Source organism: Streptomyces sp. NPDC041124 (genome assembly GCF_055592385.1).
Map to the genome: position 1 here is coordinate 1 of NZ_JBVIYR010000007.1, position 25,285 is coordinate 25,285.

At 72.3% G+C, this 25,285-nt stretch carries 21 protein-coding genes and 2 tRNA genes; 3 read left to right on the top strand and 20 right to left on the bottom strand.

Annotation, left to right across the window (positions count from 1 at the left end; translation table 11 throughout):
• Positions 1 to 107 precede the first annotated feature (107 nt).
• The gene (locus ACZ6A9_RS19740; RefSeq protein ID WP_468987247.1) at positions 108 to 1,982 is read right to left on the bottom strand and encodes an AMP-dependent synthetase/ligase; all 1,875 of its coding nucleotides are present in this window, start codon (positions 1,980 to 1,982) and stop codon (positions 108 to 110) included.
• A 249-nt stretch (positions 1,983 to 2,231) separates the two neighbouring features.
• The gene (gene lepA / locus ACZ6A9_RS19745) at positions 2,232 to 4,100 is read right to left on the bottom strand and encodes a translation elongation factor 4 (RefSeq protein WP_468987250.1); all 1,869 of its coding nucleotides are present in this window, start codon (positions 4,098 to 4,100) and stop codon (positions 2,232 to 2,234) included.
• 254 nt (positions 4,101 to 4,354) lie between these two features.
• Between lepA and rpsT the strand changes: the two genes are divergently transcribed.
• Positions 4,355 to 4,621, top strand: a complete 267-nt coding sequence (gene rpsT, locus ACZ6A9_RS19750; RefSeq protein ID WP_073931938.1) for a 30S ribosomal protein S20 — start codon at positions 4,355 to 4,357, stop codon at positions 4,619 to 4,621.
• A 217-nt stretch (positions 4,622 to 4,838) separates the two neighbouring features.
• On the opposite strand, the gene ACZ6A9_RS19755 is transcribed toward rpsT, so the two are convergent.
• The 9 genes from ACZ6A9_RS19755 to leuS all read right to left on the bottom strand — a co-directional run bounded on the left by ACZ6A9_RS19755 (position 4,839) and on the right by leuS (position 16,909).
• Positions 4,839 to 5,234 carry a nuclear transport factor 2 family protein gene (locus ACZ6A9_RS19755; RefSeq protein ID WP_468987253.1) on the bottom strand — a complete coding sequence of 132 codons (396 nt, stop codon included), beginning with the start codon at positions 5,232 to 5,234 and terminating at the stop codon, positions 4,839 to 4,841.
• A gap of 104 nt (positions 5,235 to 5,338) precedes the next feature.
• The gene (gene holA, locus ACZ6A9_RS19760; protein ID WP_468987255.1) at positions 5,339 to 6,328 is read right to left on the bottom strand and encodes a DNA polymerase III subunit delta; all 990 of its coding nucleotides are present in this window, start codon (positions 6,326 to 6,328) and stop codon (positions 5,339 to 5,341) included.
• 55 nt (positions 6,329 to 6,383) lie between these two features.
• Complete coding sequence (locus tag ACZ6A9_RS19765; protein WP_468987256.1) at positions 6,384 to 6,629, bottom strand: hypothetical protein; 246 nt, start codon at positions 6,627 to 6,629, stop codon at positions 6,384 to 6,386.
• A 23-nt stretch (positions 6,630 to 6,652) separates the two neighbouring features.
• On the bottom strand, positions 6,653 to 7,504 hold the full coding sequence (locus ACZ6A9_RS19770) for an arylamine N-acetyltransferase family protein (protein WP_468987258.1): 852 nt from the start codon (positions 7,502 to 7,504) through the stop codon (positions 6,653 to 6,655).
• A 4-nt stretch (positions 7,505 to 7,508) separates the two neighbouring features.
• Positions 7,509 to 10,136 carry a ComEC/Rec2 family competence protein gene (locus tag ACZ6A9_RS19775; RefSeq protein WP_468987261.1) on the bottom strand — a complete coding sequence of 876 codons (2,628 nt, stop codon included), beginning with the start codon at positions 10,134 to 10,136 and terminating at the stop codon, positions 7,509 to 7,511.
• Complete coding sequence (locus ACZ6A9_RS19780; protein ID WP_468987263.1) at positions 10,133 to 10,801, bottom strand: ComEA family DNA-binding protein; 669 nt, start codon at positions 10,799 to 10,801, stop codon at positions 10,133 to 10,135. The genes ACZ6A9_RS19775 and ACZ6A9_RS19780 overlap by 4 nt, the downstream gene beginning before the upstream one ends.
• A gap of 1,351 nt (positions 10,802 to 12,152) precedes the next feature.
• Complete coding sequence (locus ACZ6A9_RS19785; RefSeq protein WP_468987264.1) at positions 12,153 to 12,998, bottom strand: DegV family protein; 846 nt, start codon at positions 12,996 to 12,998, stop codon at positions 12,153 to 12,155.
• Between the two features lie 127 nt (positions 12,999 to 13,125).
• Entirely contained in the window at positions 13,126 to 13,875 is a 750-nt protein-coding gene (locus ACZ6A9_RS19790) for a hypothetical protein (protein ID WP_468987265.1), read from the bottom strand.
• A 160-nt stretch (positions 13,876 to 14,035) separates the two neighbouring features.
• Positions 14,036 to 16,909, bottom strand: a complete 2,874-nt coding sequence (gene leuS, locus ACZ6A9_RS19795; RefSeq protein ID WP_468987266.1) for a leucine--tRNA ligase — start codon at positions 16,907 to 16,909, stop codon at positions 14,036 to 14,038.
• Positions 16,910 to 17,394: 485 nt separating this feature from the next.
• Between leuS and ACZ6A9_RS19800 the strand changes: the two genes are divergently transcribed.
• Together ACZ6A9_RS19800 and ACZ6A9_RS19805 are read left to right on the top strand one after the other, a co-directional pair.
• The gene (locus tag ACZ6A9_RS19800; RefSeq protein ID WP_468987268.1) at positions 17,395 to 18,687 is read left to right on the top strand and encodes a cytochrome b/b6 domain-containing protein; all 1,293 of its coding nucleotides are present in this window, start codon (positions 17,395 to 17,397) and stop codon (positions 18,685 to 18,687) included.
• Positions 18,684 to 20,294 (top strand): NADH-ubiquinone oxidoreductase-F iron-sulfur binding region domain-containing protein, encoded by a 1,611-nt coding sequence (locus ACZ6A9_RS19805; RefSeq protein ID WP_467083378.1) that lies wholly within the window; start codon positions 18,684 to 18,686, stop codon positions 20,292 to 20,294. Before ACZ6A9_RS19800 ends, ACZ6A9_RS19805 begins: the two co-directional genes overlap by 4 nt.
• A gap of 109 nt (positions 20,295 to 20,403) precedes the next feature.
• On the opposite strand, the gene ACZ6A9_RS19810 is transcribed toward ACZ6A9_RS19805, so the two are convergent.
• The 9 genes from ACZ6A9_RS19810 to ACZ6A9_RS19850 form a co-directional block, all read right to left on the bottom strand.
• A tRNA-Ala gene (locus ACZ6A9_RS19810) sits at positions 20,404 to 20,476 on the bottom strand.
• Positions 20,477 to 20,599: 123 nt separating this feature from the next.
• Complete coding sequence (locus tag ACZ6A9_RS19815; protein WP_004931461.1) at positions 20,600 to 20,833, bottom strand: hypothetical protein; 234 nt, start codon at positions 20,831 to 20,833, stop codon at positions 20,600 to 20,602.
• A 3-nt stretch (positions 20,834 to 20,836) separates the two neighbouring features.
• Entirely contained in the window at positions 20,837 to 21,010 is a 174-nt protein-coding gene (locus ACZ6A9_RS19820; RefSeq protein ID WP_189555778.1) for a hypothetical protein, read from the bottom strand.
• A 201-nt stretch (positions 21,011 to 21,211) separates the two neighbouring features.
• A tRNA-Ala gene (locus tag ACZ6A9_RS19825) sits at positions 21,212 to 21,284 on the bottom strand.
• Positions 21,285 to 21,416: 132 nt separating this feature from the next.
• Positions 21,417 to 22,082 (bottom strand): histidine phosphatase family protein, encoded by a 666-nt coding sequence (locus ACZ6A9_RS19830; protein WP_468987269.1) that lies wholly within the window; start codon positions 22,080 to 22,082, stop codon positions 21,417 to 21,419.
• On the bottom strand, positions 22,073 to 22,519 hold the full coding sequence (gene rsfS / locus ACZ6A9_RS19835) for a ribosome silencing factor (protein WP_468987271.1): 447 nt from the start codon (positions 22,517 to 22,519) through the stop codon (positions 22,073 to 22,075). The genes ACZ6A9_RS19830 and rsfS overlap by 10 nt, the downstream gene beginning before the upstream one ends.
• A 95-nt stretch (positions 22,520 to 22,614) precedes the next feature.
• Entirely contained in the window at positions 22,615 to 24,336 is a 1,722-nt protein-coding gene (locus ACZ6A9_RS19840) for a LytR C-terminal domain-containing protein (RefSeq protein WP_468987272.1), read from the bottom strand.
• A gap of 16 nt (positions 24,337 to 24,352) precedes the next feature.
• Entirely contained in the window at positions 24,353 to 24,991 is a 639-nt protein-coding gene (gene nadD / locus ACZ6A9_RS19845) for a nicotinate-nucleotide adenylyltransferase (protein ID WP_468987273.1), read from the bottom strand.
• Between the two features lie 70 nt (positions 24,992 to 25,061).
• Complete coding sequence (locus tag ACZ6A9_RS19850) at positions 25,062 to 25,226, bottom strand: hypothetical protein (protein WP_190095271.1); 165 nt, start codon at positions 25,224 to 25,226, stop codon at positions 25,062 to 25,064.
• Positions 25,227 to 25,285: the final 59 nt, after the last annotated feature.

Below are 25,285 nucleotides of genomic sequence, written 5' to 3' on the forward strand. Positions count from 1 at the left end.
TTTCCGGTTGGGTTCGGGGGGATCGGCCGATCCGCAGGCACCCCGCCCCCGCTCGTGCTCCGCGGGCAGCCCCTCACGGGGCGCCCGAGCGCCTCAGGCCGCGCGTCTCACGCCTCGCGGGCGCCCTCGTACATCTCCTCGATGAGGTGCTTGTATTCGCGCTCCACCACCGGGCGCTTCAGCTTGAGGCTCGGGGTGATCTCGCCGTGCTCGACGTCGAGGTCCCGGGGCAGGAGGCGGAACTTCTTGATGGTCTGCCAGCGCTGCAGGCCCTCGTTGAGCTGCTTGACGTAGCCGTCGACCATCTCGACCGTGGCGGGCGCGGCGACGATGTCCGCGTACGCCTTGCCCTCCATGCCGTTCTCGGCCGCCCAGGCCGTGAGGGCGGCCTCGTCGAGGGCGATGAGGGCGGTGCAGTAGTTCCGGTCGGCGCCGTGCACCAGGATGTTGGAGACGTACGGGCAGACCGCCTTGAACTGGCCCTCGACCTCGGCGGGGGCGATGTACTTGCCGCCGGAGGTCTTGATGAGGTCCTTCTTGCGGTCGGTGATGCGCAGGTAGCCGTCGGCGGACAGCTCGCCGATGTCGCCGGTGTGGAACCAGCCGTCCTCCTCCAGGACCTCGGCGGTCTTGTCGGGCAGGTTGTGGTAGCCCTGCATGATGCCGGGGCCGCGCAGCAGGATCTCGCCGTCGTCGGCGATGCGGACCTCGGTGCCGGGCAGCGGCTTGCCGACGGTGCCGGTGCGGTAGGCCTCGCCCGGGTTGCAGAAGGAGGCGGCGGAGGACTCGGTGAGGCCGTAGCCCTCCAGGATGTGGATGCCGGCGCCGGAGAAGAAGTAGCCGATCTCGGGGGCGAGGGCGGCGGAGCCGGAGACGCAGGCGCGCAGGTTGCCGCCGAAGGCCTCGCGGATCTTGGCGTAGACGAGTTTGTCCGCGACGGCGTGCTTGGTGCGCAGGCCCGCGGGGGCGCTCGCGGTGCCGGTGCGGCGGAAGTTGTCCTGGGTGACCTTGGCGTACTCGCGGGCGACGCCGGAGGCCCACTGGAAGATCTTGTACTTGGCGCCTCCGCCGGCCTTCGCCTTGGCGGCGACGCCGTTGTAGACCTTCTCGAAGATGCGGGGCACGGCCGCCATGTAGGTCGGCCGGACCACCGGCAGGTTCTCGATGATCTTGTCGACGCGGCCGTCGACGGCGGTGACGTGACCGACCTCGATCTGGCCGGAGGTGAGCACCTTGCCGAAGACGTGCGCCAGCGGCAGCCACAGGTACTGCACGTCGTCGCCGTTGACCAGGCCGGTCGCGGCGATCGCCTTGGCCATGTAGGACCAGTTGTCGTGGGGCAGGCGGACGCCCTTGGGGCGGCCGGTGGTGCCGGAGGTGTAGATGAGCGTGGCGAGCTGGTCCTTGGTGATCGCCGCGACCCGCTCCTTGATCAGCTCCGGCTCCTTCTGGAGCCGGCCGGCACCGAGCTTCTCCAGGTCGGCGAGGGTCATCACGAAGTCGTCGGTGTCGGCGCCCGCCGGGTCGATGACCACGACACGGGTGAGCTCGGGCAGCTCGGCGCGCTTGGCCACCGCCTTGGCCGCCTGCTCGGCGTTCTCCGCGATGAGCACCCGGCTCTGGGAGTCGGACAGGATGTAGGCGGACTCGTCGGCGTTGGTCTGCGGGTAGATCGTGGTGGTGGCGGCGCCCGCGCAGAGGATGCCGAGGTCGGCGAGGATCCACTCGACGCGGGTGGCGGCGGCCAGTGCCACGCGCTCCTCGGGCTGGACGCCCAGCTCGATCAGGCCGGCCGCGATGGCGTGGACCCGTTCGGCGGTGCCCGCCCAGGTGAGGGACTTCCAGTCGTCCGGGCCCTCGCCGGAGGCCGGCGGGACCGGGTAGCGGTAGGCCTCGGCGTCCGGTGTGGCCGCCACACGCTCCAGGAACAGGGCCGCCACGGTCGGCGGTCGGTTCTCGATCAGTGTCTGTGTGTCGCTCACGACGTCCTCCGGGGCCCGCGACGGTGCGGCTGGCTCAGTGTGCGGCTGGGGTTTCCTCGCGCCGTTGTTTAACTCGCGAGTAACTATCGAGCACGGACAGAGTAAAGGCCGACCGGCCTCGGCGTAAGGGGCCACGGCCTGTTACTTCATACAGAGGACCGCCCCGCTGACACGCGGGGGCCCGCCGCACCGACGTGCGACGGGCCCCCGTTCCGCCCGGTTCGCGGAGTGACCCGCGGTAACCTACGGCTACTTCTTGCCCTTGCCGGATCCCGCGCTCTCGTCGCTGGACAGCACGGCGATGAAGGCCTCCTGCGGGACCTCCACGGAGCCCACCATCTTCATCCGCTTCTTGCCCTCCTTCTGCTTCTCCAGCAGCTTCCGCTTGCGGGAGATGTCACCGCCGTAACACTTGGCGAGGACGTCCTTGCGGATGGCGCGGATGGTCTCGCGGGCGATGACCCGGGAGCCGATGGCGGCCTGGATGGGCACCTCGAAGGCCTGGCGCGGGATGAGTTCGCGCAGCTTGGCGACGAGCCGCACGCCGTACGCGTACGCCGCGTCCTTGTGGGTGATCGCGGAGAACGCGTCCACCTTGTCGCCGTGCAGCAGGATGTCGACCTTGACCAGGCTGGAGGTCTGCTCGCCGGTGGGCTCGTAGTCGAGGGAGGCGTAGCCGCGGGTCTTCGACTTCAGCTGGTCGAAGAAGTCGAAGACGATCTCGGCGAGGGGAAGGGTGTAGCGGATCTCCACCCGGTCCTCGGAGAGGTAGTCCATGCCGAGCAGGACACCGCGCCGGGTCTGGCACAGCTCCATGATGGAGCCGATGAACTCGCTGGGGGCCAGGATGGTGGCCCGCACGACCGGCTCGTAGACCTCGCTGATCTTCCCCTCGGGGAACTCGCTCGGGTTGGTGACGGTGTGCTCGGTGCCGTCCTCCATGAGGACGCGGTAGACCACGTTCGGCGCGGTGGCGATCAGGTCGAGGCCGAACTCGCGCTCCAGGCGCTCGCGGATCACGTCGAGGTGCAGCAGGCCGAGGAAGCCGACGCGGAAACCGAAGCCCAGGGCGGCGGAGGTCTCCGGCTCGTAGACCAGGGCCGCGTCGTTGAGCTGGAGCTTGTCGAGGGCCTCGCGCAGCTCCGGGTAGTCGGAGCCGTCGAGGGGGTAGAGGCCGGAGAACACCATGGGCTTGGGGTCCTTGTAGCCGCCCAGCGCCTCCTCGGCGCCCTTGTGCTGGCTGGTGACGGTGTCACCGACCTTGGACTGCCGGACGTCCTTCACCCCGGTGATCAGGTAGCCCACCTCGCCGACGCCGAGACCGTCGGCCGACAGCATCTCCGGCGAGTTGGTGCCGATCTCCAGCAGCTCGTGGGTGGCGCCCGTGGACATCATCCGGATGCGCTCGCGCTTGTTGAGCTGGCCGTCGATGACTCGGACGTACGTCACGACACCGCGGTAGGAGTCGTAGACCGAGTCGAAGATCATCGCGCGGGCGGGGGCGTCCTTGACGCCGACCGGGGCCGGCACCTCGGCGACCACGCGGTCCAGCAGCGCCTCGACGCCGAGACCGGTCTTCGCGGACACCTTGAGCACGTCGTCCGGGTCGCAGCCGACCAGGTTCGCCAGCTCCTCGGCGAACTTCTCCGGCTGCGCGGCCGGCAGGTCGATCTTGTTGAGGACCGGGATGATCGTGAGGTCGTTCTCCATCGCCAGGTAGAGGTTGGCGAGGGTCTGCGCCTCGATGCCCTGGGCCGCGTCCACGAGGAGGATCGTGCCCTCGCAGGCGGCGAGGGACCGGGAGACCTCGTAGGTGAAGTCGACGTGCCCGGGGGTGTCGATCATGTTGAGGATGTGCGTGTTGCCCTTGTCGTGGGTCGGCGCCCACGGCAGGCGCACGGCCTGGGACTTGATCGTGATGCCGCGCTCACGCTCGATGTCCATGCGGTCGAGGTACTGAGCGCGCATCTGCCGCTGCTCGACCACTCCGGTCAGCTGGAGCATCCGGTCGGCGAGCGTGGACTTGCCGTGGTCGATGTGGGCGATGATGCAGAAGTTGCGGATCAGCGCCGGGTCGGTACGGCTCGGCTCGGGCACATGGCTGGGGATCGCGGGCACGCAGGGTCCTGATTCTTGAGGCGTCCGCATACGTGTGCTTGTCCGTCTGCGGTCTCGGGTCGGATCGATACGTAGCTTCCATGGTCCCACGGCCGCGGACCCGGGACGGGTTTGGGCCACCGAATGGGCCGCTGGTAACGTGGGGGGCTGTGTCTCATGCCCTCTCGGTGAGAGGCACGTCTTCGGAAAATCACCCGGCGCAGGACCGTGCGGCACCCGTGCGGCCCCGTGCCAGAACCTGTAGAGGCTCATTCGTGGCGAACATCAAGTCCCAGATCAAGCGGAACAAGACCAACGAGAAGGCGCGGCTGCGCAACAAGGCCGTCAAGTCCTCTCTGAAGACCGCGATCCGCAAGGCCCGTGAGGCCGCTGCCGCGGGTGACGTCGAGAAGGCCACCGAGTACCAGCGCGTCGCCGCGCGTCAGCTCGACAAGGCCGTCTCGAAGGGCGTCATCCACAAGAACCAGGCCGCCAACAAGAAGTCGGCGCTGGCGCAGAAGGTCGCGGCCGTCAAGGGCTGAACAACCCTTTTGATCTGATCGCCGGCGGGACCCCGGGCGGGCCCTCTCTCTCCGCCCCCGGCCGGCACCCCGAGCCCGTACGCGGCCTGCGTTCGCCACGCGGGTACGGGCTCACACGCTTCATCCCGAAGGCCCCGCCGCCGCCCTTCCCCAGGGTCGGAGGACGGGGTCTTCGGTCGTTTCCCCCAGCACCGGACGTCGTCCCCGGCGGACGCCGTCAGGACCAGAAGTCGTCGGCCTCGTCGATGTCCTCGACGCACTCGTCGACGTCCGTGATCTTGTCGCCGACGATCCTGAAGACGTAACAGCCGGCCTGGTCGAAGGTTCTGCCCTGCCGCTCGGCATGTGTCCGGTGCACCGCCACCACGTGCCCCCGGCCGTCGACGAGGAGGTCACGCAACTCGACCTCGAGCGTCCCGCCGGCCTCGCGGGCGAGCCGTCCGTAGAAGTCGATGATCGCGTCCTGGCCCTTGAAGTCGCCCGCCAGGGGGTGGCGTCCGGGCACGTGATACGTGACGTCCGCGGCCATCAGGCCGCGCAAGGTCTCCATGTCGCCGCGCGAGAACGCCTCATACCCCTTGCGCGCGAGCATCGCGTGCGGATGTTCAGCCATAGCGCTCGCCACCTTCCCACTGCCGGGCGGTCGAAGGCTGACACGCCCCATTCTCCTCCCCGCCGGGCCGGAAGCGACCCGATCACGGACACCTGCCCCGGGTCCTACGCCCGGCCCTTCGACCGCGCCGCCCGCGCGATGGTGACGACCGCCTTCTCCAGGGCGTACTCCGGGTCGTCCCCGCCGCCCTTCACTCCCGCGTCCGCCTCGGCGACGGCACGCAGCGCCACGGCCACGCCGTCCGGGGTCCAGCCGCGCATCTGCTGCCGGACCCGGTCGATCTTCCAGGGCGGCATGCCCAGCTCCCGGGCGAGGTCGGCGGGCCTGCCGCCGCGCGCCGACGACAGTTTGCCGATCGCCCGCACTCCCTGGGCCAGCGCGCTGGTGATCAGCACCGGCGCCACCCCGGTCGACAGCGACCAGCGCAGGGCCTCCAGCGCCTCCGCCGCGCGGCCCTCGACCGCACGGTCGGCGACCGTGAAGCTGGAGGCCTCGGCCCGCCCGGTGTAGTAGCGGCCGACGACCGCCTCGTCGATGGTGCCCTCGACGTCCGCGACCAGCTGGGTCACAGCCGAGGCCAGCTCACGCAGATCGCTGCCGATGGCGTCGACCAGAGCCTGGCACGCCTCCGGGGTGGCCGAGCGCCCGGCGGTCCGGAACTCGCCCCGCACGAACGCCAGCCGGTCCGCCGGCTTGGTCATCTTCGGGCACGCCACCTCGCGCGCCCCCGCCTTGCGCGCCGCGTCGAGCAGTCCCTTGCCCTTGGCCCCGCCCGCGTGCAGCAGCACGAGGGTGATCTCCTCGGCGGGCGCCCCGAGGTACCCCTTGACGTCCTTGACGGTGTCCGCCGACAGATCCTGCGCGTTGCGCACGACGACGACCTTGCGCTCGGCGAAGAGCGACGGGCTGGTCAGTTCGGCGAGGGTGCCGGGCTGGAGCTGGTCCGGGGTCAGGTCACGGACGTCCGTGTCGGCGTCGGCGGCCTTCGCGGCGGCCACCACCTCCCGCACGGCACGGTCGAGCAGCAGGTCCTCCTGGCCCACGGCGAGCGTCACCGGGGCGAGGGGATCGTCGGTTGCGGTCTTCCTGGCCATCGCGACAAGCATCCCACGCGCCACCGACAACGCCGTCCGGGCGTCCGCGGTCCTCCTACGGCTCCTCCCGCCAGCCCTCCCACGCGGCGACGAACTCGTTCAGCTCACCCGCATCGAGCCGTTCCGCCTCGTCGCGCAGGACGACGAGCCACTGCGCGTCCTCCGCGTCGTCCTCCCCGGCGAGCGCGTCCCGCACCAGCCTTGGTTCCTCGTCCACGCCGAAGCGTTCCCCGAGCGCCTCGGCCACCTCCTCCGCGGCGTCACGGTCGGGCAGCACCAGCACATGTCGCACATCACTCACACGGGTCATTGTCCGGTACCGGTTCAGCCGCTCCGCCCGGTGACCTGCACCGTGGGCACCCGGTCCAGCGTGATCCCGAACCGGTCCCGGTAGAGCGCCAGCACCTCCTCGTCCGTCCCGGCCTCCCGCTGCCGCCGGGTCCCGTCGGGCGCCGTGACCGTGAACCGGCGGCCGCTGAGCGTGATCCGTCCTCCGTCGTCGGTGATCCGCGAGCAGACGAGGGACCGCGAGAAGTGGGAGGCCGGCGAGCTGCTGTGCCACCAGGCGCCGACCGTGAAGTCGTCGAGCACCCTCGGCCGCACCTCCAGGCGGTACACCGGCCGACCGTCGTGGATCACGTCCAGGTCCGCCGCTTCCACCGTGCCGTGCCCGCCGCGCACCCCGGCCGCGTCGGCTCCGGCCTCGACGATCCGGAAGGTGCCGCCGGGGTCCTGCTGCTCGCCCCGCTCCCCGAAGGCGAGCGGGAGGTGGAAGTGCGCCCCGAAGCCGACGTCGACCAGCCGGTCACCGCCGTCCACCGTCCGCACCCGCAGCGCGAGATGGCCGTAGGGGATGCCGAGCCGGCCCCCCTCCCCGTACACCCGCGCGGCGAGCAGGGTGACGTCGTAGCCGAGGGCGGCGAGCAACGCCCCGAACGCGCCGTTCAGTTCGTAGCAGAATCCGCCCCGCCGGGCCTCCACGACCTTGTCCAGCAGCCGCTTCTCCTCGAGCACGATCTCCTCGCCGAAATGGATGGACAGGTTCTCGAACGGCACGGTCCCCAGATGCCGCAGGTGCAGCTCGCGCAGGGCGTCCACGGTGGGCCAGGCGGGCTGTTCGGCGCCCAGCCGGCGCAGGTAGGCGTCGGTCGCCGCAGAGTCGATGCCGTCAGTCATGCCCTCAGTTTCGCGCCACGCCGAGCTCCGCGCCCCCTTCTTCGCCACTCCCGCCACCTGCGTTTCCGCCCCCTCCGTTCTTGTCGTTCTCGCTCCCGTCGTCGCCTCCGGTCACCGCCAGCGCTCCGTCCCGGTCGGTCCGCAGCACCTGCGCTCCCCCGGCGCGCAGCGCGGCGACCGTGCCGGGCGCCGGGTGTCCGTAGCTGTTGTCCCGGCCGGTGCTGATCAGCGCCAGGCGCGGGTCGGCCAGGCGCAGCAGGCCCGGGTCCTGGTGGGCGGAGCCGTGGTGGGCGACCTTGAGGACGTCCACGCCGGCCAGGCTCCGGGCCGCCGGTGACCTCGCCAGGGCTCGCTGGGCCGGGGGTTCGAGGTCACCGAGGAGCAGCAGGCGCAGGCCCGCCGTGCGGACGAGCATGGCCACGCTGGCGTCGTTGGGGCCCTCCGACGACGGCGGGTGGGTGCCGGACGGTGGCCACACCACCTCCCAGGACAGGCCGCCCGCGCGCCGGGCCTCACCGGCGGCGGCGTGGGTCAGGGGGATGCGGCGGGCGGCGGCGAGTCTCCGTACGAACGCGGCCTGGTCGGGGGGTTCCTCGAGGGCCGTCGTCCCGATGGCGCCCACCTGGCGTCCGCGCAGGACGCCGGGCAGGCCCGCCACATGGTCGGCGTGGAAGTGGGTCAGGACCACGAGCGGGACGCTGGTGACGGCGAGGGAGCGCAGGCAGCGGTCCACCAGGGCGGGGTCGGGGCCGGCGTCGACGACGACGGCGGACCCCTCGCCCGCCGCCAGCACCGTCGCGTCGCCCTGCCCCACGTCGCACATCACCATCCGCCAGCCCGGTGGCGGCCAGCCCGTGATCACCTTCGTGAGCGGGCGTGGCTGCACCACCAGCAGGATCAGCAGCAGGGCGGCGGCACCGCACCACCAGGGGTGTGCCAGGAGCCGGCGGCCCACGAACAGCGCGGCCAGGGTGGCGGCGCCGAGTGCTGCCGCTCCGGGCCATCCACCGGGCCAGTCCACGCCCGCGCCGGGCAGCGCCGCACCGGTTCTGGCGACCCCGGCGATCCACTCAGCGGGCCAGCTCGCGCACCAGGCCAGTGCCTTCGCCGCCGGCATCAGGGCCGGCGCCGTGGCCAGGGCCAGGAAGCCCAGCACCGTGGCCGGTGCGAGCGCGAACTCCGCGAGCAGGTTGCACGGGATCGCCACCAGGCTCACCCGGGCGGCGAGCACGGCGACCACCGGTGCGCAGAGTGCCTGGGCGGCGCCCGCGGCGGCCAGCGCCTCCGCGAGGCGGGGCGGTACGCCTCTGCGGCGCAGTGAAACGCTCCAGCGCGGAGCGAGGGTGAGCAGCGCGCCGGTGGCCAGTACGGAGAGGAGGAAGCCGTAACTGCGGGCCAGCCAGGGGTCGTAGAGCACCAGGAGCAGCACGGCCGTGGCCAGGGCGGGGATCAGCGATCTGCGGCGGCCGGTGGCGAGCGCGAGCAGGGCGACGGATCCGCAGGCCGCGGCCCGCAGCACGCTGGGGTCGGGCCGGCACACGACGACGAACGCGAGGGAGAGCGCCGCGCCCAGCAGTGCCGTGCTCCGCAGGGAGATGCCGAGTCGGGGGGCGAGTCCGCGGCGTTCGGCGTTCTGGGCCAGGCCGGGCGGGCCGAGGAGCAGGGCGAGGAGGATGGTGAAGTTGGCGCCGGAGACGGCGAGGGTGTGGGTGAGGTCGGTCTCCCGGAACGCCTCGTCCAGCTCCGGGGTGATTCTGGCGGTGTCGCCCACGACCAGTCCGGGCAGCAGTGCCCGGGCGTCGGACGGCAGTCCGTCGGTGGCCTCCCGCAGTCCGGCCCGCAGCCGGCCCGCCAGCCGCTGCGGGCCGGAGGGCCCGCTCACCGTCCGGGGTCCGTCGCGGCCCTTCACGCGCAGGACCGCCGCGAACCGGTCACCGCCCGCCCTCGCCGGGGCGAGCCGCGCCTCGACCCGCAGCCGGGTGGAGGGAAGCAGGCCGAGCCAGGGGGAGCTCCGCTCGCCTCGGGGCGCGGTGTGTGCGCCCGAGGGGAGGTCGACGATCAGCAGGACGGGTGCGCGGGTCTCCCGCGCCTCTCCCCCGGCCCGTTCCACGCGCCGCACGTCGGCCTCGATCAGTACGGACGCCTGGGCCACGTGAGGGCCGCTGACCCTGGGCCGGGTGAGCCGGGGGTCGGCGGTGACCACGGCCTCCGCGGTGAGCCGCGCGTACTCCCGCGCCAGCGCGGGGACGGGACCCCGCCTCAGGTCCGCGCCGTGCAGGCCCGCCGAGCCCGCGGCGGCGGCGACGCAGAGCAGCACGGCGGCGGTGGCGTGGGCGGTGGCCCGTGCCCGCTCCGAGCGGCGGTTCCGGGGCACCAGGAGCGCGCCGGCCACCAGGAGGCACAGGGCGACGGCCCCCGCCACGGGGGTGGGTGGCGCGTGCAGCGTCAGGGCCGCCGTGGCCCATGCGGCCAGGGCGGGCGGGACCAGTCGGAGGTCCGGCGGGCCCTCCTGCCTCGGATGCGCGGCGCCCAGTCGCTTGCCGGAGGCGGCGTGGACGGTCCGGCGGGTGGCGGCGGTCGGGGCGGCCGGGTCCGACGTCCCGCCGCCCGCGGCCGTGCGGGGTGCCGTCATGGCCGTACGCGGTCCCGGAGGTCCGCGAAGCGGCGGTCGCCGATGCCGTTGACTTCGCGGAGTTCGTCCACCGAGCGGAAACCGCCGTTCCGGGTGCGGTAGTCGATGATGTGCTGGGCCAGCACGGGGCCGACCCCGGGAAGGCCGTCGAGCTGGTCGAGCGTGGCGGTGCTGAGGGACACCGGAGCGGAGGGGCTGCCGGCTGCCGCGGCAGCACCGGGATCGCCGCCGGCGGGGGCCGCGCCCGGCGGCGCCGGGGCCCCGACGAGCAGGTGTTCGCCGTCGACGAGGAAGCGGGCGCGGTTGAGGGCGTCGGTCTTGGTGCCGGGGCGGACTCCGCCGGCCGCGCGGAGCGCGTCCTCGACGCGGGAACCGGCCGGCAGGCGGTGGATTCCGGGCTGCCGTACCTTGCCGCCGACGTCGACCACGATCTCGGGCGCCGCCGGGCCGCCGGACCGCGCCGCGGCGGCTGCCGGTGCCGACGTCGGGCTGTCCGCCGCTTCCGCCCCCTCCCCGCCGGGGACGGCCGCCCGGACCACTTCCGGGGCCCGCACCGGCTGGGTACGGCCCGCCCAGAAGTGCTGCACGGCGAATCCGAGGACGAGCACGAGCAGCGCCGACAGGGCGAGCACGCTGCGCCGCTCCAGGCCGCATCGCGTCTGCATCCACAGGGGAAGCCGCTCCCGCAGCGCGAACGCCGCCCGGTACGGTCGCCGGATCGGAGGATCCTCCGGCTCGCGGCTCGCGGGCGGCCCGGGCTCGGGCGCTCCCTCGGGCCTCCCTCGACCGGCGGGATCCGGGCCGTCCGTCCGGTCGGCGCCGACAGCGGCCCGAGTCGGCAAAGGTCCTTGGGCAACCGTCCTGCCCACCGTCCCCGAACGCCCTGGGACCACTGACGCCTCCGCCCTCACCGGGCCTCCCGGAGCGGCCGCGCCCGGGCGGGCACACGAACCCACCGAGCCCCGCGGAGGCGTCCCGGCCGCCCGCCGCTCCCCCACCACAGCGCCCCCGGCAGCCGCGCCCGGGCCCCCGCCCGACCGCACGGAGTCCCAGAGAGGTGCCACGGCCGCCCGAAAGTCCACCACCACGCCATCACCGGCATCCGCTCCTGGGCCGACACCCGGGCGTCCCGGCCCGAGCGAACGTGCCACCGCCGCCCGCCGGTCCACCAGCACCCTGCGGTCCGCAGGGGCTACGCGTGGAGGAGCGCCCGGACCCCGCGCTGCCGGCGGAGGTGCCACGACCGTCCGGCGGCGGCCCCTCGCGGTGAGGTCCCTCCCCTCCCCGGCCGTCCCGGGCGGCGGAGCACCCGCGCTTCCTGAGGCGAACGCCCGTGCCACCGCTGCCCGTCGCTCAGCCCTGGTCCGGATCGCGGCCCCAGGGCCCGCGGGAACCTCACGGCCCGCGGGAGCCTCACGGCCCGTGGGAGCCTCACGGTCACCGCCCCGGAGCCGGGCCTCCCCGGCAGCACCCTCCGGAAGCCCGGGTGCGGAAGCCTCGCGGTCGTCTCCGGCGGCCCTCTGCGCACCGGAGGTGTGAGGCGCCCCGGCGCCGGGTGCCCGCTGCCCCGTCGTCGCAAGGCCGGCGGCGGCCGACCGGTCCGCGGGAGTGGAACGGTGCACGGCCGCCTGCCCCACGGCCTGCCCACCGTGGTCGGGTCCGCTCCGTGCCCAGCTCGGGGCCCGCCTGGTGCCTGCGCCTCCGGCCGGGGCGGGACCCCTTTCGTCGCCGCCTTCGCCGAACAGGGCCTCGGCACGCCGCCGGAGTTCCTCCGCCGAGGCGTGCTGTGCGTGTCGCGCCCGGGACCGGGGCCTGCCGTCGCGGCGGTGGCGGGCGCGGCTGTCGGAGCCCGGGCCGCGGCCCGGCCCGCCGGTGGGGGTCGCCGTGCGTGAGCGTGATCGAAGTGCCATGCGAGGAGGATCCGGCACATCGGCCCATTCGCGTCGATCTTGGTGGATTCCCGTGGACGACTGCCGGGTTGTGGACAACTCCGTCACCCGTGCGAGCGGGCCGGCCTCACCGGGCGGAGACGACGACCCCCAGCAGCCCGGGGCCCGTGTGTGCCCCGATCACCGCGCCCACCTCGCTGACGTGCAGGTCGGCCAGTCCCGGCAGCCGGGTGCGCAGCCGGTCCGCGAGGGCCGACGCGCGGTCGGGGGCGGCGAGGTGGTGGACGGCGACGTCGACCTCCGCGCCGCCCGCCCGGTCGGCGGCGATCTCCTCCAGGCGGGCGATCGCCTTGGACGCCGTACGTACCTTCTCCAGCGGTTCGATGCGGCCCCCCGCCAGCTGCAGCAGCGGCTTGACCGCGAGCGCCGAGCCCAGCAGGGCCTGCGCGGCGCCGATCCGGCCGCCCCGGCGCAGATAGTCGAGCGTGTCGACGTAGAAGTAGGCCGAGGTGCCCGCCGCCCGTTTCTCCGCGGACGTGACCGCTTCGTCGACGGTGCCGCCCGCTTCCGCGGTCTCCGCCGCCGCCAGCGCGCAGAACCCGAGCGCCATGGCGATCATCTGGGTGTCCACCACCCGGACCGGCACCGGTGCCTGGCGGGCGGCGACGACGGCCGCGTCGTAGGTTCCGGAGAGCTCGGCGGAGAGGTGCAGGGAGACGATGCCCCTCGCGCCGGACTCGGCGGCCCTGCGGTAGGTCTCGGCGAAGACCTCGGGGCCGGGCCGGGACGTCGTCACCGGGCGCCGCTTCTGCAGAGCCTGGGCGAGGGAGCGGGTGGAGATCTCGGTGCCCTCTTCCAGGGCGCGGTCGCCCAGCACCACGGTCAGGGGTACCGCCGTGATGCGGTGCCGCTCCATCGTCCGGGCCGGAAGGTAGGCCGTTGAATCGGTGACGATCGCGACATGGCGGGACATGAGCTGGAGGTTACCTGGCGTGGTGCCCGTGCGGCAGTCCGGCCCGGCGGGCCGTGTCCGGCCGTGGCCGGAACACACCCCGCTCACACACCGCTCGTCCGCCGCTCGTCCGCCGCTCGGGCGGTCCTCAGGTGGTGCTCTCGGGGCGCGGCTTCTTCTGCCAGGGGTAGGTGGGACGCGGCGCGGGCGGGTCGAGGGCGGGCCGCGCGGCGTCCTGTTCGGCCCGGTGCTCGGGAGAGGCGGCCTCCGGGGCGTCCGGCCAGGTCTGGCCGGCCGTCGGGGCGTCGGCGGCGGGGGCGTCGGGCCAGCGCGGGGGCGCGGCCGGCTGTTCCGTCGTGGTCCAGTGGCGCAGCGCCCCGGTCTCCACGTCGATCTGCCGGCTCAGGGAGTCCAGGTCGTCGCCGGAGAAGCGGTGGGCACGGTCGCGGACCGCCCAGCGCAGGGAGTCGGCGGAGCTCGTGATGCGCTCGGTGCGCTCGCGCAGTTCGGGCAGGCGCGCGGAGAGGGTGGTGCGGTCCGGTTCGGACTCCAGGCGCCTGAGTTCGCCGTCCAGTTCGTGGCCGTGTGCGCTCAGGCGCTGGAAGAGGCCGAGGGACTCCTTGACCGACTCGTCCTCTCTCGCCGCGGCCTCCAGCGCATCCTGCGTGGCGCGCATGGAGGTGCGCAGCTTGAGGCGGAGCTGGGCGATCTCCCCGGCCGGGCCGGTCTGGGCGAAGGCCTTGGCCCTCAGGGTGTGGTCCTCGACCGTGCGGCGGGCCTGGGTGATGTGCCGGTCGGCGCTGCGCTTGGCGGCGCCGACGACCTTCACCGTGGCGTAGACACCGAGCACCACCAAGAGCACGAAGAGCAGGGCGACCACTGCGAACACCGCTTCCACGAGGCTCCTCCTCCGGGCCCTTCGGCCTGTACCGGCGCACTCCGCGCCGCTCTTCAACGGTAAACGCAACGGGCAGGTCAGGAGTTCCTCCAGAACCCCGAACCTGCCCGTAGGGGACTGCCCGGAGCCGCCGGTGAACGCCCGGCCCCGCGCGCTCACCTCACGCCGGGACGATGTTGACCAGCTTCGGCGCCCGCACGATCACCTTGCGGATCCCGGCGCCGTCCAGCGCCGCGACCACGCGCTCGTCGGCCAGCGCGGTCTTCTCCAGCTCCTCCTCGGAGATGCCCGGGGACACCTCCAGGCGCGCCTTGACCTTGCCCTTGATCTGCACGACGCAGGTCACGCTCTCGTCGACCACGTACGCCGGGTCGGCCACCGGGAAGTCCCGGTGCACCACCGAGCCGGTGTGCCCCAGCCTGCGCCACAGCTCCTCGGCGACGTGCGGGGCCAGCGGGGCGATCAGCAGCACCAGGGACTCCGCGACCGTGCGCGGCAGCGCCCGGCCCCGCTTGGTCAGGTGGTTGTTCAGCTCGGTGACCTTGGCGATGGCGGTGTTGAAACGCATGCCCTCCAGGTCGCCGCGCACCCCGTCGATCGCCTTGTGCAGGGCGCGCAGGGTGTCCTCGTCGACCTCGTCGGTGTCGGCGACGGTCACCTCGCCGGTCGTCTCGTCGACGATGTTGCGCCACAGCCGCTGCAGCAGCCGGAACTGGCCGACCACCGCGCGGGTGTCCCACGGCCGCGACACGTCCAGCGGGCCCATGGCCATCTCGTACAGGCGCAGGGTGTCGGCGCCGTACTCGGCGCAGATCTCGTCCGGAGTGACCGCGTTCTTCAGGGACTTGCCCATCTTGCCCAGCAGCCGGGAGACCCGCTCGCCCTGGTACCAGTAGCCGCCGTCGTGCTCCTCCACCTCGGCGGCCGGTACGGCGATGCCCCGGCTGTCGCGGTAGACGTAGGCCTGGATCATGCCCTGGTTGAACAGCTTGTGGAACGGTTCCGCCGAGGAGACGTGCCCCAGGTCGAACAGCACCTTGGACCAGAAGCGGGCGTACAGCAGGTGCAGCACGGCGTGCTCGGCGCCGCCGACGTACAGGTCGACACCCCCGTGCGGCATGCCCTCGCGCGGGCCCATCCAGTACTGCTCGATCTCCGGGTCGACCAGCTTCCCGGAGTTGTGCGGGTCAAGGTAGCGCAGCTCGTACCAGCAGGAACCGGCCCAGTTGGGCATGGTGTTGGTCTCGCGGCGGTACCGTCGCGGGCCGCGGCCGTCGCCCAGGTCCAGGGTGACGTTCACCCAGTCCGCGTTGCGGGACAGCGGCGTCTCGGGCTGGGTGTCGGCGTCGTCCGGGTCGAAGGTGCGGGGGCTGTAGTCCTCGACCTCGGGCAGTTCCAGCGGCAGCATCGACTCGGGCAGGGCGTGGGCGATGCCGTCCTCGTCGTAGACGATCGGGAAGGGCTCACCCCAGTAGCGCTGGCGGCTGAACAGCCAGTCCCGCAGGCGGAAGTTGACGGTGCCCTCGCCGTGACCCCCGCGCTCCAGCCACTCGATGATGCGGGTCTTGGCCTCGGCGACGCCCAGGCCGTCCAGGGAGACCTCGTCGTTCGACGAGTCGATGATCTTCGCGTCGTGGGAGGAGAAGGCGTTCTCCCAGGTGGAGGTGTCGGTGCCGCGGCCGTCGGTCGGCTCCACGATGCAGCGGATCGGCAGCTCGAAGGCGCGCGCGAACTCGAAGTCGCGCTGGTCGCCCGCCGGTACGGCCATGATGGCGCCGGTGCCGTAGCCCATCAGCACGTAGTCGGCGATGAAGACGGGGACCTGCTCGCCGTTGACCGGGTTGGTGGCGTAGGCGCCGATGAAGACACCGGTCTTGTCCTTGGCCTCGGCCTGTCGCTCGACGTCGGACTTGGAGGCGGCCTGCGCGCGGTAGGCGGCGACGGCCTCGGCCGGGGTCGCGTGGCCGCCGGTCCACACGTCGTGGGTGCCCTCCGGCCACTCCTGGGGCGTGAACTTCTCCACCAGCGGGTGCTCGGGCGCCAGCACCATGTAGGTGGCGCCGAACAGGGTGTCGGGGCGGGTGGTGAAGACGGTGATGCTCTCCCCGTCGATGGGGAAGCCGACGCGGGCGCCCTCGGAGCGGCCGATCCAGTTGCGCTGCTGCAGCTTGATCGCCTCGGGCCAGTCCAGGGCGTCCAGGTCGTCGAGCAGCCGGTCCGCGTAAGCCGTGATGCGCATGTTCCACTGGCGCAGCTTGGCCTTGAACACGGGGAAGTTGCCGCGCTCGGAGCGGCCGTCGGCGGTGACCTCCTCGTTGGCCAGCACGGTGCCCAGGCCGGGGCACCAGTTGACGGGCGCGTCGGAGGCGTAGGCCAGGCGGTACTGGCCCAGCACGTCGGCGCGCTCGGCCTCGCTCAGCTCGCCCCAGGAGCGGTCGCCGGGGACGCCGCGCTCACCGGATTCGAACAGCTCGACCAGTTCGGCGATCGGGCGGGCGCGCTTCGCCTCGTCGTCGTACCAGGAGTTGAAGATCTGCAGGAAGATCCACTGGGTCCACTTGTAGTAGTCCGGGTCGATCGTGGCGAACGACCGGCGCTTGTCGTGGCCCAGGCCCAGCCGGCGCAGCTGGGCCTTCATGTTCTCCATGTTGGCCTCGGTGGACACGCGCGGATGCGTGCCGGTCTGCACCGCGTACTGCTCGGCGGGCAGGCCGAAGGCGTCGAAGCCCAGGGTGTGCAGGACGTTGTGCCCGGTCATGCGCTGGAAGCGGGCGAAGACGTCGGTGGCGATGTACCCCAGGGGGTGGCCCACGTGCAGGCCGGCACCGGAGGGGTAGGGGAACATGTCCATGATGAACTTCTTGGGGCGGGCGGCCAGCTCCGCGTCGCCCGCCAGGTCACCCTTGGGGTTGGGAGCCGCGTACGTCCCCTCGGCGTCCCAGAAGTCCTGCCAGCGTGCCTCGATCTCGGCGGCCAGGGCGGCCGTGTAGCGGTGCGGCGCGGCCTCCGCGGCTGCGGGGTTCGTCTCGCTCATGATCCTCAATGCTCCATCGATCGTCTCTGCCTGCTGCTGCGGCTGGGCGGAAATGAAAAATCCCCTCGCACAGGAGGGGACGCCGCGCCGATTCCGGCCTGCCGGGTCACCGGCGGTCGGGACTGATCAGCGCGGCTCGCTAAGCAGAAGGCGTACGGCACGCATGGCGTCAGGGTACCGCAGCAGCCGATCCGGCCGCGACGCACGCACCCGCCCGTTTTGACCCAAGGTCAAAGGTTACTTCGCGTAACAACCGCTGAGGGGCATCACAACGGCCGGATCGTCTTTTGATAACAGCGCAATAACTCAAACCTCGTACTGATCGGTACGCCGAGGCTTAGAGTTCGGCAGCGGGACCGCTTTACCGAACCGTTCGGAGTTGCCCCCATGAACCCTCGTCCAGACAGCAGCCCTCCCCCCGCTCGGGGCCGGTCGGCTGCGACTCCGTCGTGCCCGCTCCACGTCGTGACGTCGGGAGGTAGGTCGTGAGGCCGGACGACAGCACGGCGGACGACTGGTTCGCCGAGTTCCTCAACTTCGGCGTGGGCGTCCTCTCGCTCGTCTGCCTCAGCTGCTCGGTGATCTGGGGCCTGGTCGCCCAGGACCGCATCCTGCTCGGACCGCGCCAGCGGATCCTGGCGCAGGCGGTGCACCGCACCACCGCGGTCGCCTCGGTCGTCTTCCTGCTGATCCACATCGTCATCAAGCTGGCCCTGGACCACACCACCTGGATCGCCGCGGTGATCCCCTTCGGACTGGCGCTCACCGACGACGAGGCCGTCGCCGGCCGGTCCTTCCTCATCGGACTCGGCACCCTCGCCGGAATGCTGATGATCTTCGTCGCCATCACCGGCGTGCTGCGCAACCGCTTCGCCTCCCCGGCGCCGGTCGCGGCCCGCTGGCGGGCGATGCACATGCTGGCCTACCCGGCCTGGTGCGCGGCACTGATCCACGGCCTCTACGCGGGTCGAGCGGCCAAGCCGATCTTCCTGATCCTCTACGGGCTGTCGCTGCTCGGCGTCATGGCGGCCCTGCTCGTGCGCGCCTCCCCGCCGCACGTCAAGCGCAGAATCGCCGACCGGATCACCGCCCTGCTCGGCACCTCCGACCCGTGGGGCCGTGAGCAGCTGGAGGAGAGCCGGGCCCGGACGGCCGAGTCCGCCCTGCCCGGATACGACGGCGGTCGCGGCTCGGCACGGGGCGAGCGGCGCCCGCGCGGCGAACGCCCGTCGTACGACACCGGTGAGCGCCCGATGTACGGGGGCGGCGGCCCGCTGTACGAGACCGCCGAGCGCGCGCCCGCCCCGGAACCGGCGAACGGTTTCGCGGCCGCCTACCGCGCGGTGTCGACGCCCGGCCGGCCCCCGGCCGCCCAGCAGCCCCTCACCGACGCGACCGCCCGCATGGAACTGCCGCTGGACCTCCAGCCCACGGATGCCTTCCCGCGCGTGGACGGACCCTCCAGCACCTCGGGCAGCTGGCCCATCCCGTCCCCGCCGCCGGTCGGTGAGGCCCCGCCCTCGGCGTACGACCCGCTCAACGACACGGGATACACCATCCCGGCGTATGACAATTCGGTCGGCTCCGGTTTCGGTTCGAGTGATGTGTACGACACCGGTGAGACGAACGGCCTCTACGGCACGTACAACCCGGGTGACACGTACAACAGCGGTCCCGCCAATGAACCACTCCCCGGTGCGTCGCCGTCGTCCTCCTACGACTTCGACGCACCGGGTTCGGGCGAACCTTGGAACACGCCCTCCGGAGGCTTTAAGTGAACGAGGCCCTGCCCGACGTACCCGAAGTCCGCGTGGTCGGCCTTCCCCAGCTCACGTCGGGCTTCGACCTTGTCGACCGGCTCGATCTGCCCATGCACCTCAAGGTGCACGGGCCGCTCGAGCCCCTGGGCGGTGAGCAGCTCGCGCAGCTCGCCGAACGCATCAACCTCAGGGGCCGCGGCGGCGCGGGCTTCCCCTTCCACAAGAAGCTGCGCTCGGTGGCCGAGACGGCCATCAAGCGCGGCGTGCGGCCGGTCGTCGTCGTCAACGGAAGCGAGGACGAACCGGCCTGCCGCAAGGACACGGTGCTCATCAACCGTGCTCCGCACCTCATCCTGGACGGCGCGCTGCTGTGCGCCGAGGCCATGGGTGCCCGCACGCTCGTGGTGGGGGTCACCCGGGAGTCCACCCAGCGCTCCATGGAGGCCGCGCTCGCCGAGCGCGGCCTGAACAACGGCCGCCGCTCCGCGCTGCGCGCCCGCGTGCAGCGCAACCCGGTCCGCATGGTGACGGGGGCCGCGGCCTCCCTGATCCGGTCCATCGACGGCGGTCCGGCGATCCCGCCCGGCCGCAAGACCAGCGCCTCGAAGAACGGTGTCGGCGGCGCGCCCACACTGCTGTCCAACGCCGAGACGTTCGCGCAGCTCGCCATCGCCGCCCGCATCGGCCCGGAGCGCTACGGCAACACGGGGCTGTACGACGAACCGGGCACCGTGATGCTCACGGTGTCCGGGGCGGTGGCCCGCCCGATGGTGATCGAGGTGCCGACGGGTGTGCCGCTGCGCTACGTCCTCCAGCTCGCCGGTGCCCCGCCGATGCCGCAGGGGGTGCTGACGGGCGGCTACCACGGCAAGTGGATCGACGCGGCGACCGTCAACGAGGCGATCGTCTCCCGCAACTCCCTGGACGCGGTGGGAGGTTCGCTGGGCGCGGGCGCGATCCTGCCGATCAGTCAGGACACCTGCCCGCTGGGCGAGTCGCTGCGGGTCGCGCAGTGGCTGGCCGAGGAGAGCGCCGGCCAGTGCGGCCCCTGCTACCTGGGGCTGCCGGCGGCCGCGCGCGGACTGGAGGACATCCTCAACGGGGGCGGTCCGGCCGCCCTGGAGGCCGTCAAGCAGGTCGCCAGGAACGTGAAGCGGCGGGGCGCCTGTTCGCACCCCGACGGCTCCGCGATGTTCCTGGAGTCCACCGTCAAGGCGTTCACCGACGACCTCGCCGCCCATGTCCTCGGCAACGGCTGCGGACGGCCCGTGGCGGGCGTCCTGCCCCTCTTCGAGGGAGGCAGGGCCCCTACGGGCATTCCGGGCGGCGGGGGCGAGGAGAACGGGCCCAGCCGCCAGAAGATCTACGTCGACTGGACGCTGTGCCGGGGCCACGGCCTGTGCGCGGACATCCTCCCGGAGGTCTTCCAGCTCGGCGCGGACGGCTTCCCGACGGTGGCTCAGGCGCAGGTGCCGCGTTTCGCGGAGGCCAAGGCGCTGCGCGCGGTGCGCCGCTGTCCGGCGCTGGCGCTGCGCATCGAGGACGAGGCCCCGCAGGCCAAGGCGCCGTCGCGCAACCTGCCGGTGCTGTCCCAGGGGCGCGGCCGGCGGGCCCTGGGCCGCTGAGACCCGGGGGGGTTCGTCCGGCGTCACCCGCCGGGCGGGCCCTCGCACCTGCCGGCCCCCAACGAGCGAGGGCGGACCATCCGTTCGGATGGTCCGCCCTCGACTTCTGTGGAGCTAAGGAGAATTGAACTCCTGACCTCCTGCATGCCATGCAGGCGCTCTACCAACTGAGCTATAGCCCCTTGCCCTGCTCCGCCCGGTTTCCCCGGCGGCGTCGCCAACTTTACACGGTCCACCCGGTCCAACACCAAATCGGTTTCGCTCCGCCCGGCCATGTCCGGAATGCCCCAGGGTCACGGGCGGGATCACGCGGTGACGAACGAATAGAAACGCTTGAGCGTGCAGTGCTCCTCGAGCAGCCGCCCGTAGATCGGCTCACCCTCGAGTTCGCGGTACGTCTCGATGGGGTCGCCTTTTATGATCAGCGCCCGCGCGCACTCCTCGCACCAGTACTGGTACTCGGGATTGATCGGCTCCATGTCGCGGACGATGGGCGTGCCGCTGCCGCACCAGTCGCACTTCCGCCTGTGTGCACCCATCGATCAGCTCCAGCTGTGGCCGCAGGCCGTGCACACGAAGGAGATCCCGCCGTTGTCCCCGAGCACCTGGGCGACGTGCGCGGAACCGCAGGAAGGGCAGCTGAGCCGGGTCGAGGTCCGTCGGGTCGACACCGCTCCGAGGAGGTGGTCGACCTCCTCGAGGATGCTCCCTGGCATCACAACTCCCTCCCGTCGGGCCGCGCCCCCTTCCGGTCGTTTGATTCTGCCACGACCGGGCCGACACGGTCAGCGACGCCGTGGTACCGGTCGGGACACGGCTGGACGTCTCGCGGAGGTATACGCCCGAGGGGGCCGTCCTGCTCATCGGCGGACAACGAAAAAACCCGCCTCCCTGAGGGAGGCGGGATCTTCGTCATGTGGAGCTAAGGAGAATTGAACTCCTGACCTCCTGCATGCCATGCAGGCGCTCTACCAACTGAGCTATAGCCCCTGGTTGCCGCGGAGTGCGGCTTCCCGGTGTTTCGCCCCGCTCCGCGGGGCGAACAAGAAGAACTCTAGCCTGCGACCTGCCAGAAAGTGAAATCCGGGTCCCGGGGCGTCCCGGGGCCGGATCGGGGAGCTCTCAGTCGTCGTCGCCGAGCACGGGTTCCGGCAGGGTGCCGGCGTTGTGCTCCAGCAGGCGCCAGCCCCGTGCGCCCTCGCCCAGGACGGACCAGCAGCAGTTGGTGAGGCCGCCCAGGCCCTCCCAGTTGCGCGGGTCCATGCCGAGCAGCCGGCCGATGGTGGTGCGGATGGTGCCGCCGTGGCTGACCACGACGAGCGTGCCGTCCTCCGGTAGCTTCTCGGCGTGCCGGAGCACCACGGGGGCGGCACGGTCGGCGACCTCGGTCTCCAGCTCTCCCCCGCCGCGGCGGACGGGCTCGCCGCGCTTCCACGCGGTGTACTCGTCGCCGTACCTGGCGATGATCTCGTCGTGCGTCAGCCCCTGCCAGACGCCCGCGTAGGTCTCCCGCAGTGCCTCGTCGTGGGTGACGTCGAGGCCGGTGAGCGCGGAGAGCTCCGCGGCGGTGGCCGCGGCCCGCTTCAGGTCCGAGGCGACGATCGCGTCGGGCCGCAGACCCGCCAGGAGGCGGGCGGCCCTGCGGGCCTGGGCGAAGCCGGTCTCGGTGAGTTCGACGTCCGTGGAGCCCTGGAAGCGCCGCTCCACGTTCCACGCGGTCTGGCCGTGCCGCCACAGGATGAGGCGGCGGCCCCGGCGCTCGCCCTCACCGGTGGCGCTCACCGCCACTCACCACCCGGCTGCGCCGCCTCCTCGGCCTCCTGCTGCTGGGCGTGCTCGGCGGCCTTGCCCTTGGTGGCGCGGGCGTCCTCGGGCAGCTCCAGCTCGGGGCAGTCCTTCCACAGCCGCTCCAGGGCGTAGAAGACACGCTCCTCGCTGTGCTGGACGTGGACGACGATGTCGACGTAGTCGAGCAGCACCCAGCGGGCCTCGCGGTCGCCCTCGCGGCGGACCGGCTTGGCGCCGAGTTCCTTGCTGAGCCGCTCCTCGATCTCGTCGACGATCGACTTGACCTGGCGGTCGTTGGGTGCGGAGGCCAGCAGGAAGGCGTCGGTGATGGACAGCACGTCACTGACGTCGTAGGCGACGATGTCGTGCGCGAGCTTGTCGGCGGCCGCCTGGGCGGCGGTGTGGACGAGCTCGAGGGAACGGTCGGTTGCGGTCACTGCCAGGCTTTCGGTAGGCGGTCGTTTGCCCTCAAGGGTCTCACGGACCGCCCGGCGCACCCCACGTGATAGGACGCGGGGTGCGCGGGGGCCGGCTAGGAGCCGGGGTCGTAGTCCTGGCCCAGGACCACCGAGACGCGGGCGTTCGCGGAGGTCTTGCCCTGGCTCACGGAGTCGGCGGGCAGCCCCAGGGTCTTGGCGACCTCGCCGGCGTTCTCCTTGTCGGCGGCGTCCGCGTAGACGACCTCGGAGGTGGCCTCCGCGTCGGCGGTGCCGGCCTCACGGAAGGTGAAGCCGCCGTTGAGGAGGACCACGCGGGCCTTCTCGGTGCGGTCGTCGACCCCGGTGGCGTTGCGCACGGAGACGCTGACGGCGGCGTCCGGGTCGGGGCTCTTCGCGGTGCCGCCGAGGACGTCCTTGACCACGCCGTCGCTCGCCTCGGCGGTGAGCGTGCCGTCGTCGCGCACGGGCAGCAGGGCGGTCTTGTGGTCGCCGCCCTTGGCGAGGTCGGAGAGCCGGGCGAGGAAGGAGCCGAGGTCCTTGTCGGTGAGGGGCGGCTCGATGATCTGCCCGAGGGTCTGGATGGTGAGGGTGGCGGCGTCCGGGTCGGAGGTCATCTTGCGCAGGACGCCGTGCAGGACCTGTCCGAACCGCTCCAGCTGGGCGTTCTGGGCCTCGCCCGAGCCGAGGTGGGTGGCGTAGGCGACGGCCGCCTTGCCGCTGAGGGTCTGCTTCTTCCCCTTCTTGACCAGAGGTGCCTCGCCCTTCTTCGCGTCCGGGTCGGGCACGTCGGTGTCGGTGTCGACCTCGATGTTGCCGACGAGGTCGACGAGGGTGAGCAGGAACGGGGTGTCCAGCCTCCAGGTGCCCTCGATGTCGGTGCCGAGGACGGTGTCGAGGGAGGTCCGGGTGCCCTCGGAGCCGTCGTCCTCGACCGACTTGGCGAGCGTGGTGGTGCCGCCGTCGTCGGCGGTGAGGGCGAGGGAGTTGGGCAGCAGGACGGTGGTGCCCTGCTTGGTGGTGGTGTTGTCGACGAGCAGGGCGGTGGTGGTGCCGCCCCGTTCGGTGTCGTGCAGGTGGACGACGAGCACGTCCCGCTTCTGGGCGCCGGCCGCGGTGGTGGTGCCGGTCTCCGGACCGGAGGACAGTCCCGGCAGCTTCCCCGCGTACCAGAGGTAGCCGACGCCGCCGGCCACGACCAGGGCGAAGGCGACGACGAGGGCGATGACGCGGCTGCGGGCGCGGCGCTTGGCCTCCTCGCGGCGCTCGGTGCGGTTCTCGGTGAACTTGAGCCAGTCGATGACGTCCTCGGAGTCGCCGTCGGGCTCCTCGACGAAGGCGAACTGCTCGGTGCGGTAGTCCCGGCCGGGCTCGTCCTGCGCCGGGTCCTCGTCGACCGGTCCCGCCTGCTGCGGGATGTGCGCGGTCTGTTCGGCGACCCGGGGCTGCTGCCCCGTGCCGCTCTGCGCCGTCTGCCCGTAGGGGTCGTAGGACGGCTGCTGGTGTCCGCCCGTGCCGTACGGGTCGTAGGAGTCGTAGGACCCGTAGGAGGGTGGCTGGGGCTGCTGCGGGGCGCCGCCGGTCGCGTAGGGGTCGTACGAGGGCTGCGGGTGTCCGCCGGTGGCGTACGGGTCGTAGCCGTAGTCCTGCCGGCCCTGCTGCTGGTAGCCGTCGTACTGCTGCGGCTGCTGGTAGCCGTCGTCCTGCTGCGGCTGCCGGTCCGTGGCCTGGCGGTAGACAGGCCGGCCGTACTCGTCGTAGCCGACGAGCTCGTACGGGGCGCCGTCCCCGTATCCCGCGTCGTATCGGTCGTTCACCGGTGCCCCTCTCGGATCACTCGCCGCGGTACAGCTCGCGCTTGTCGATGTAGCGCACGACTCCGTCCGGCACCAGATACCAGACGGGTGCTCCCTTGGCGACTCTCGCACGGCAGTCCGTCGAGGAGATGGCGAGGGCGGGAACCTCCACCAGGGAGACACCGCCCTCGGGGAGTCCGGCGTCGCTCAGGTGGTGTCCGGGCCGGGTCACGCCGATGAAGTGGGACAGGGAGAAGAGTTCCTCGCTGTCGCGCCAGGTGAGGATCTGGGCCAGGGCGTCGGCGCCGGTGATGAAGAACAGGTCCGTGTCCGGGTTGAGGGCGCTCAGGTCGCGCAGGGTGTCCACGGTGTAGGTGGGGCCGCCGCGGTCGATGTCGATGCGGCTCACCGAGAACTGCGGGTTCTCGGCGGTCGCGATGACCGTCATCAGGTAGCGGTCCTCGGCGGCGGAGACCGCCCGGTGGCTCTTCTGCCACGGCTGGCCGGTGGGGACGAAGACCACTTCGTCCAGGTGGAACTGCGCGGCGACCTCGCTGGCCGCCACCAGGTGCCCGTGGTGGATCGGGTCGAAGGTGCCGCCCATCACACCCAGACGGCGCTTGCCCCGCTCGGCCGGGCCACTGCCGGGGCCGGTAGGCATGTCCTGCTCTCCCATGCGTGCAGACCCTACCGGCCCGGCCCGGGCGCCCCGTCCGCCAGTGCCCTCCCGGGCCGGCCGACGAGGATCAGCGGTCCCGGTTGAAGCGGGTGGTGATCCACAGCAGGGTCAGCAGGGCCAGCAGGACCAGGCCGCCGACGAGGTAGGGGTTGAGACTTTCGTGGTTGCCGCTGTGCTCTCCGCCCTCGGAGGCGAGGGTGACCAACTGGGCAGCGGCGCTGTGGAAGCTCATCTTCGGCAGAACCAATCGCGTGGGCGGGACAAGGACGTCGGCTCATCGTATGCGGGCGT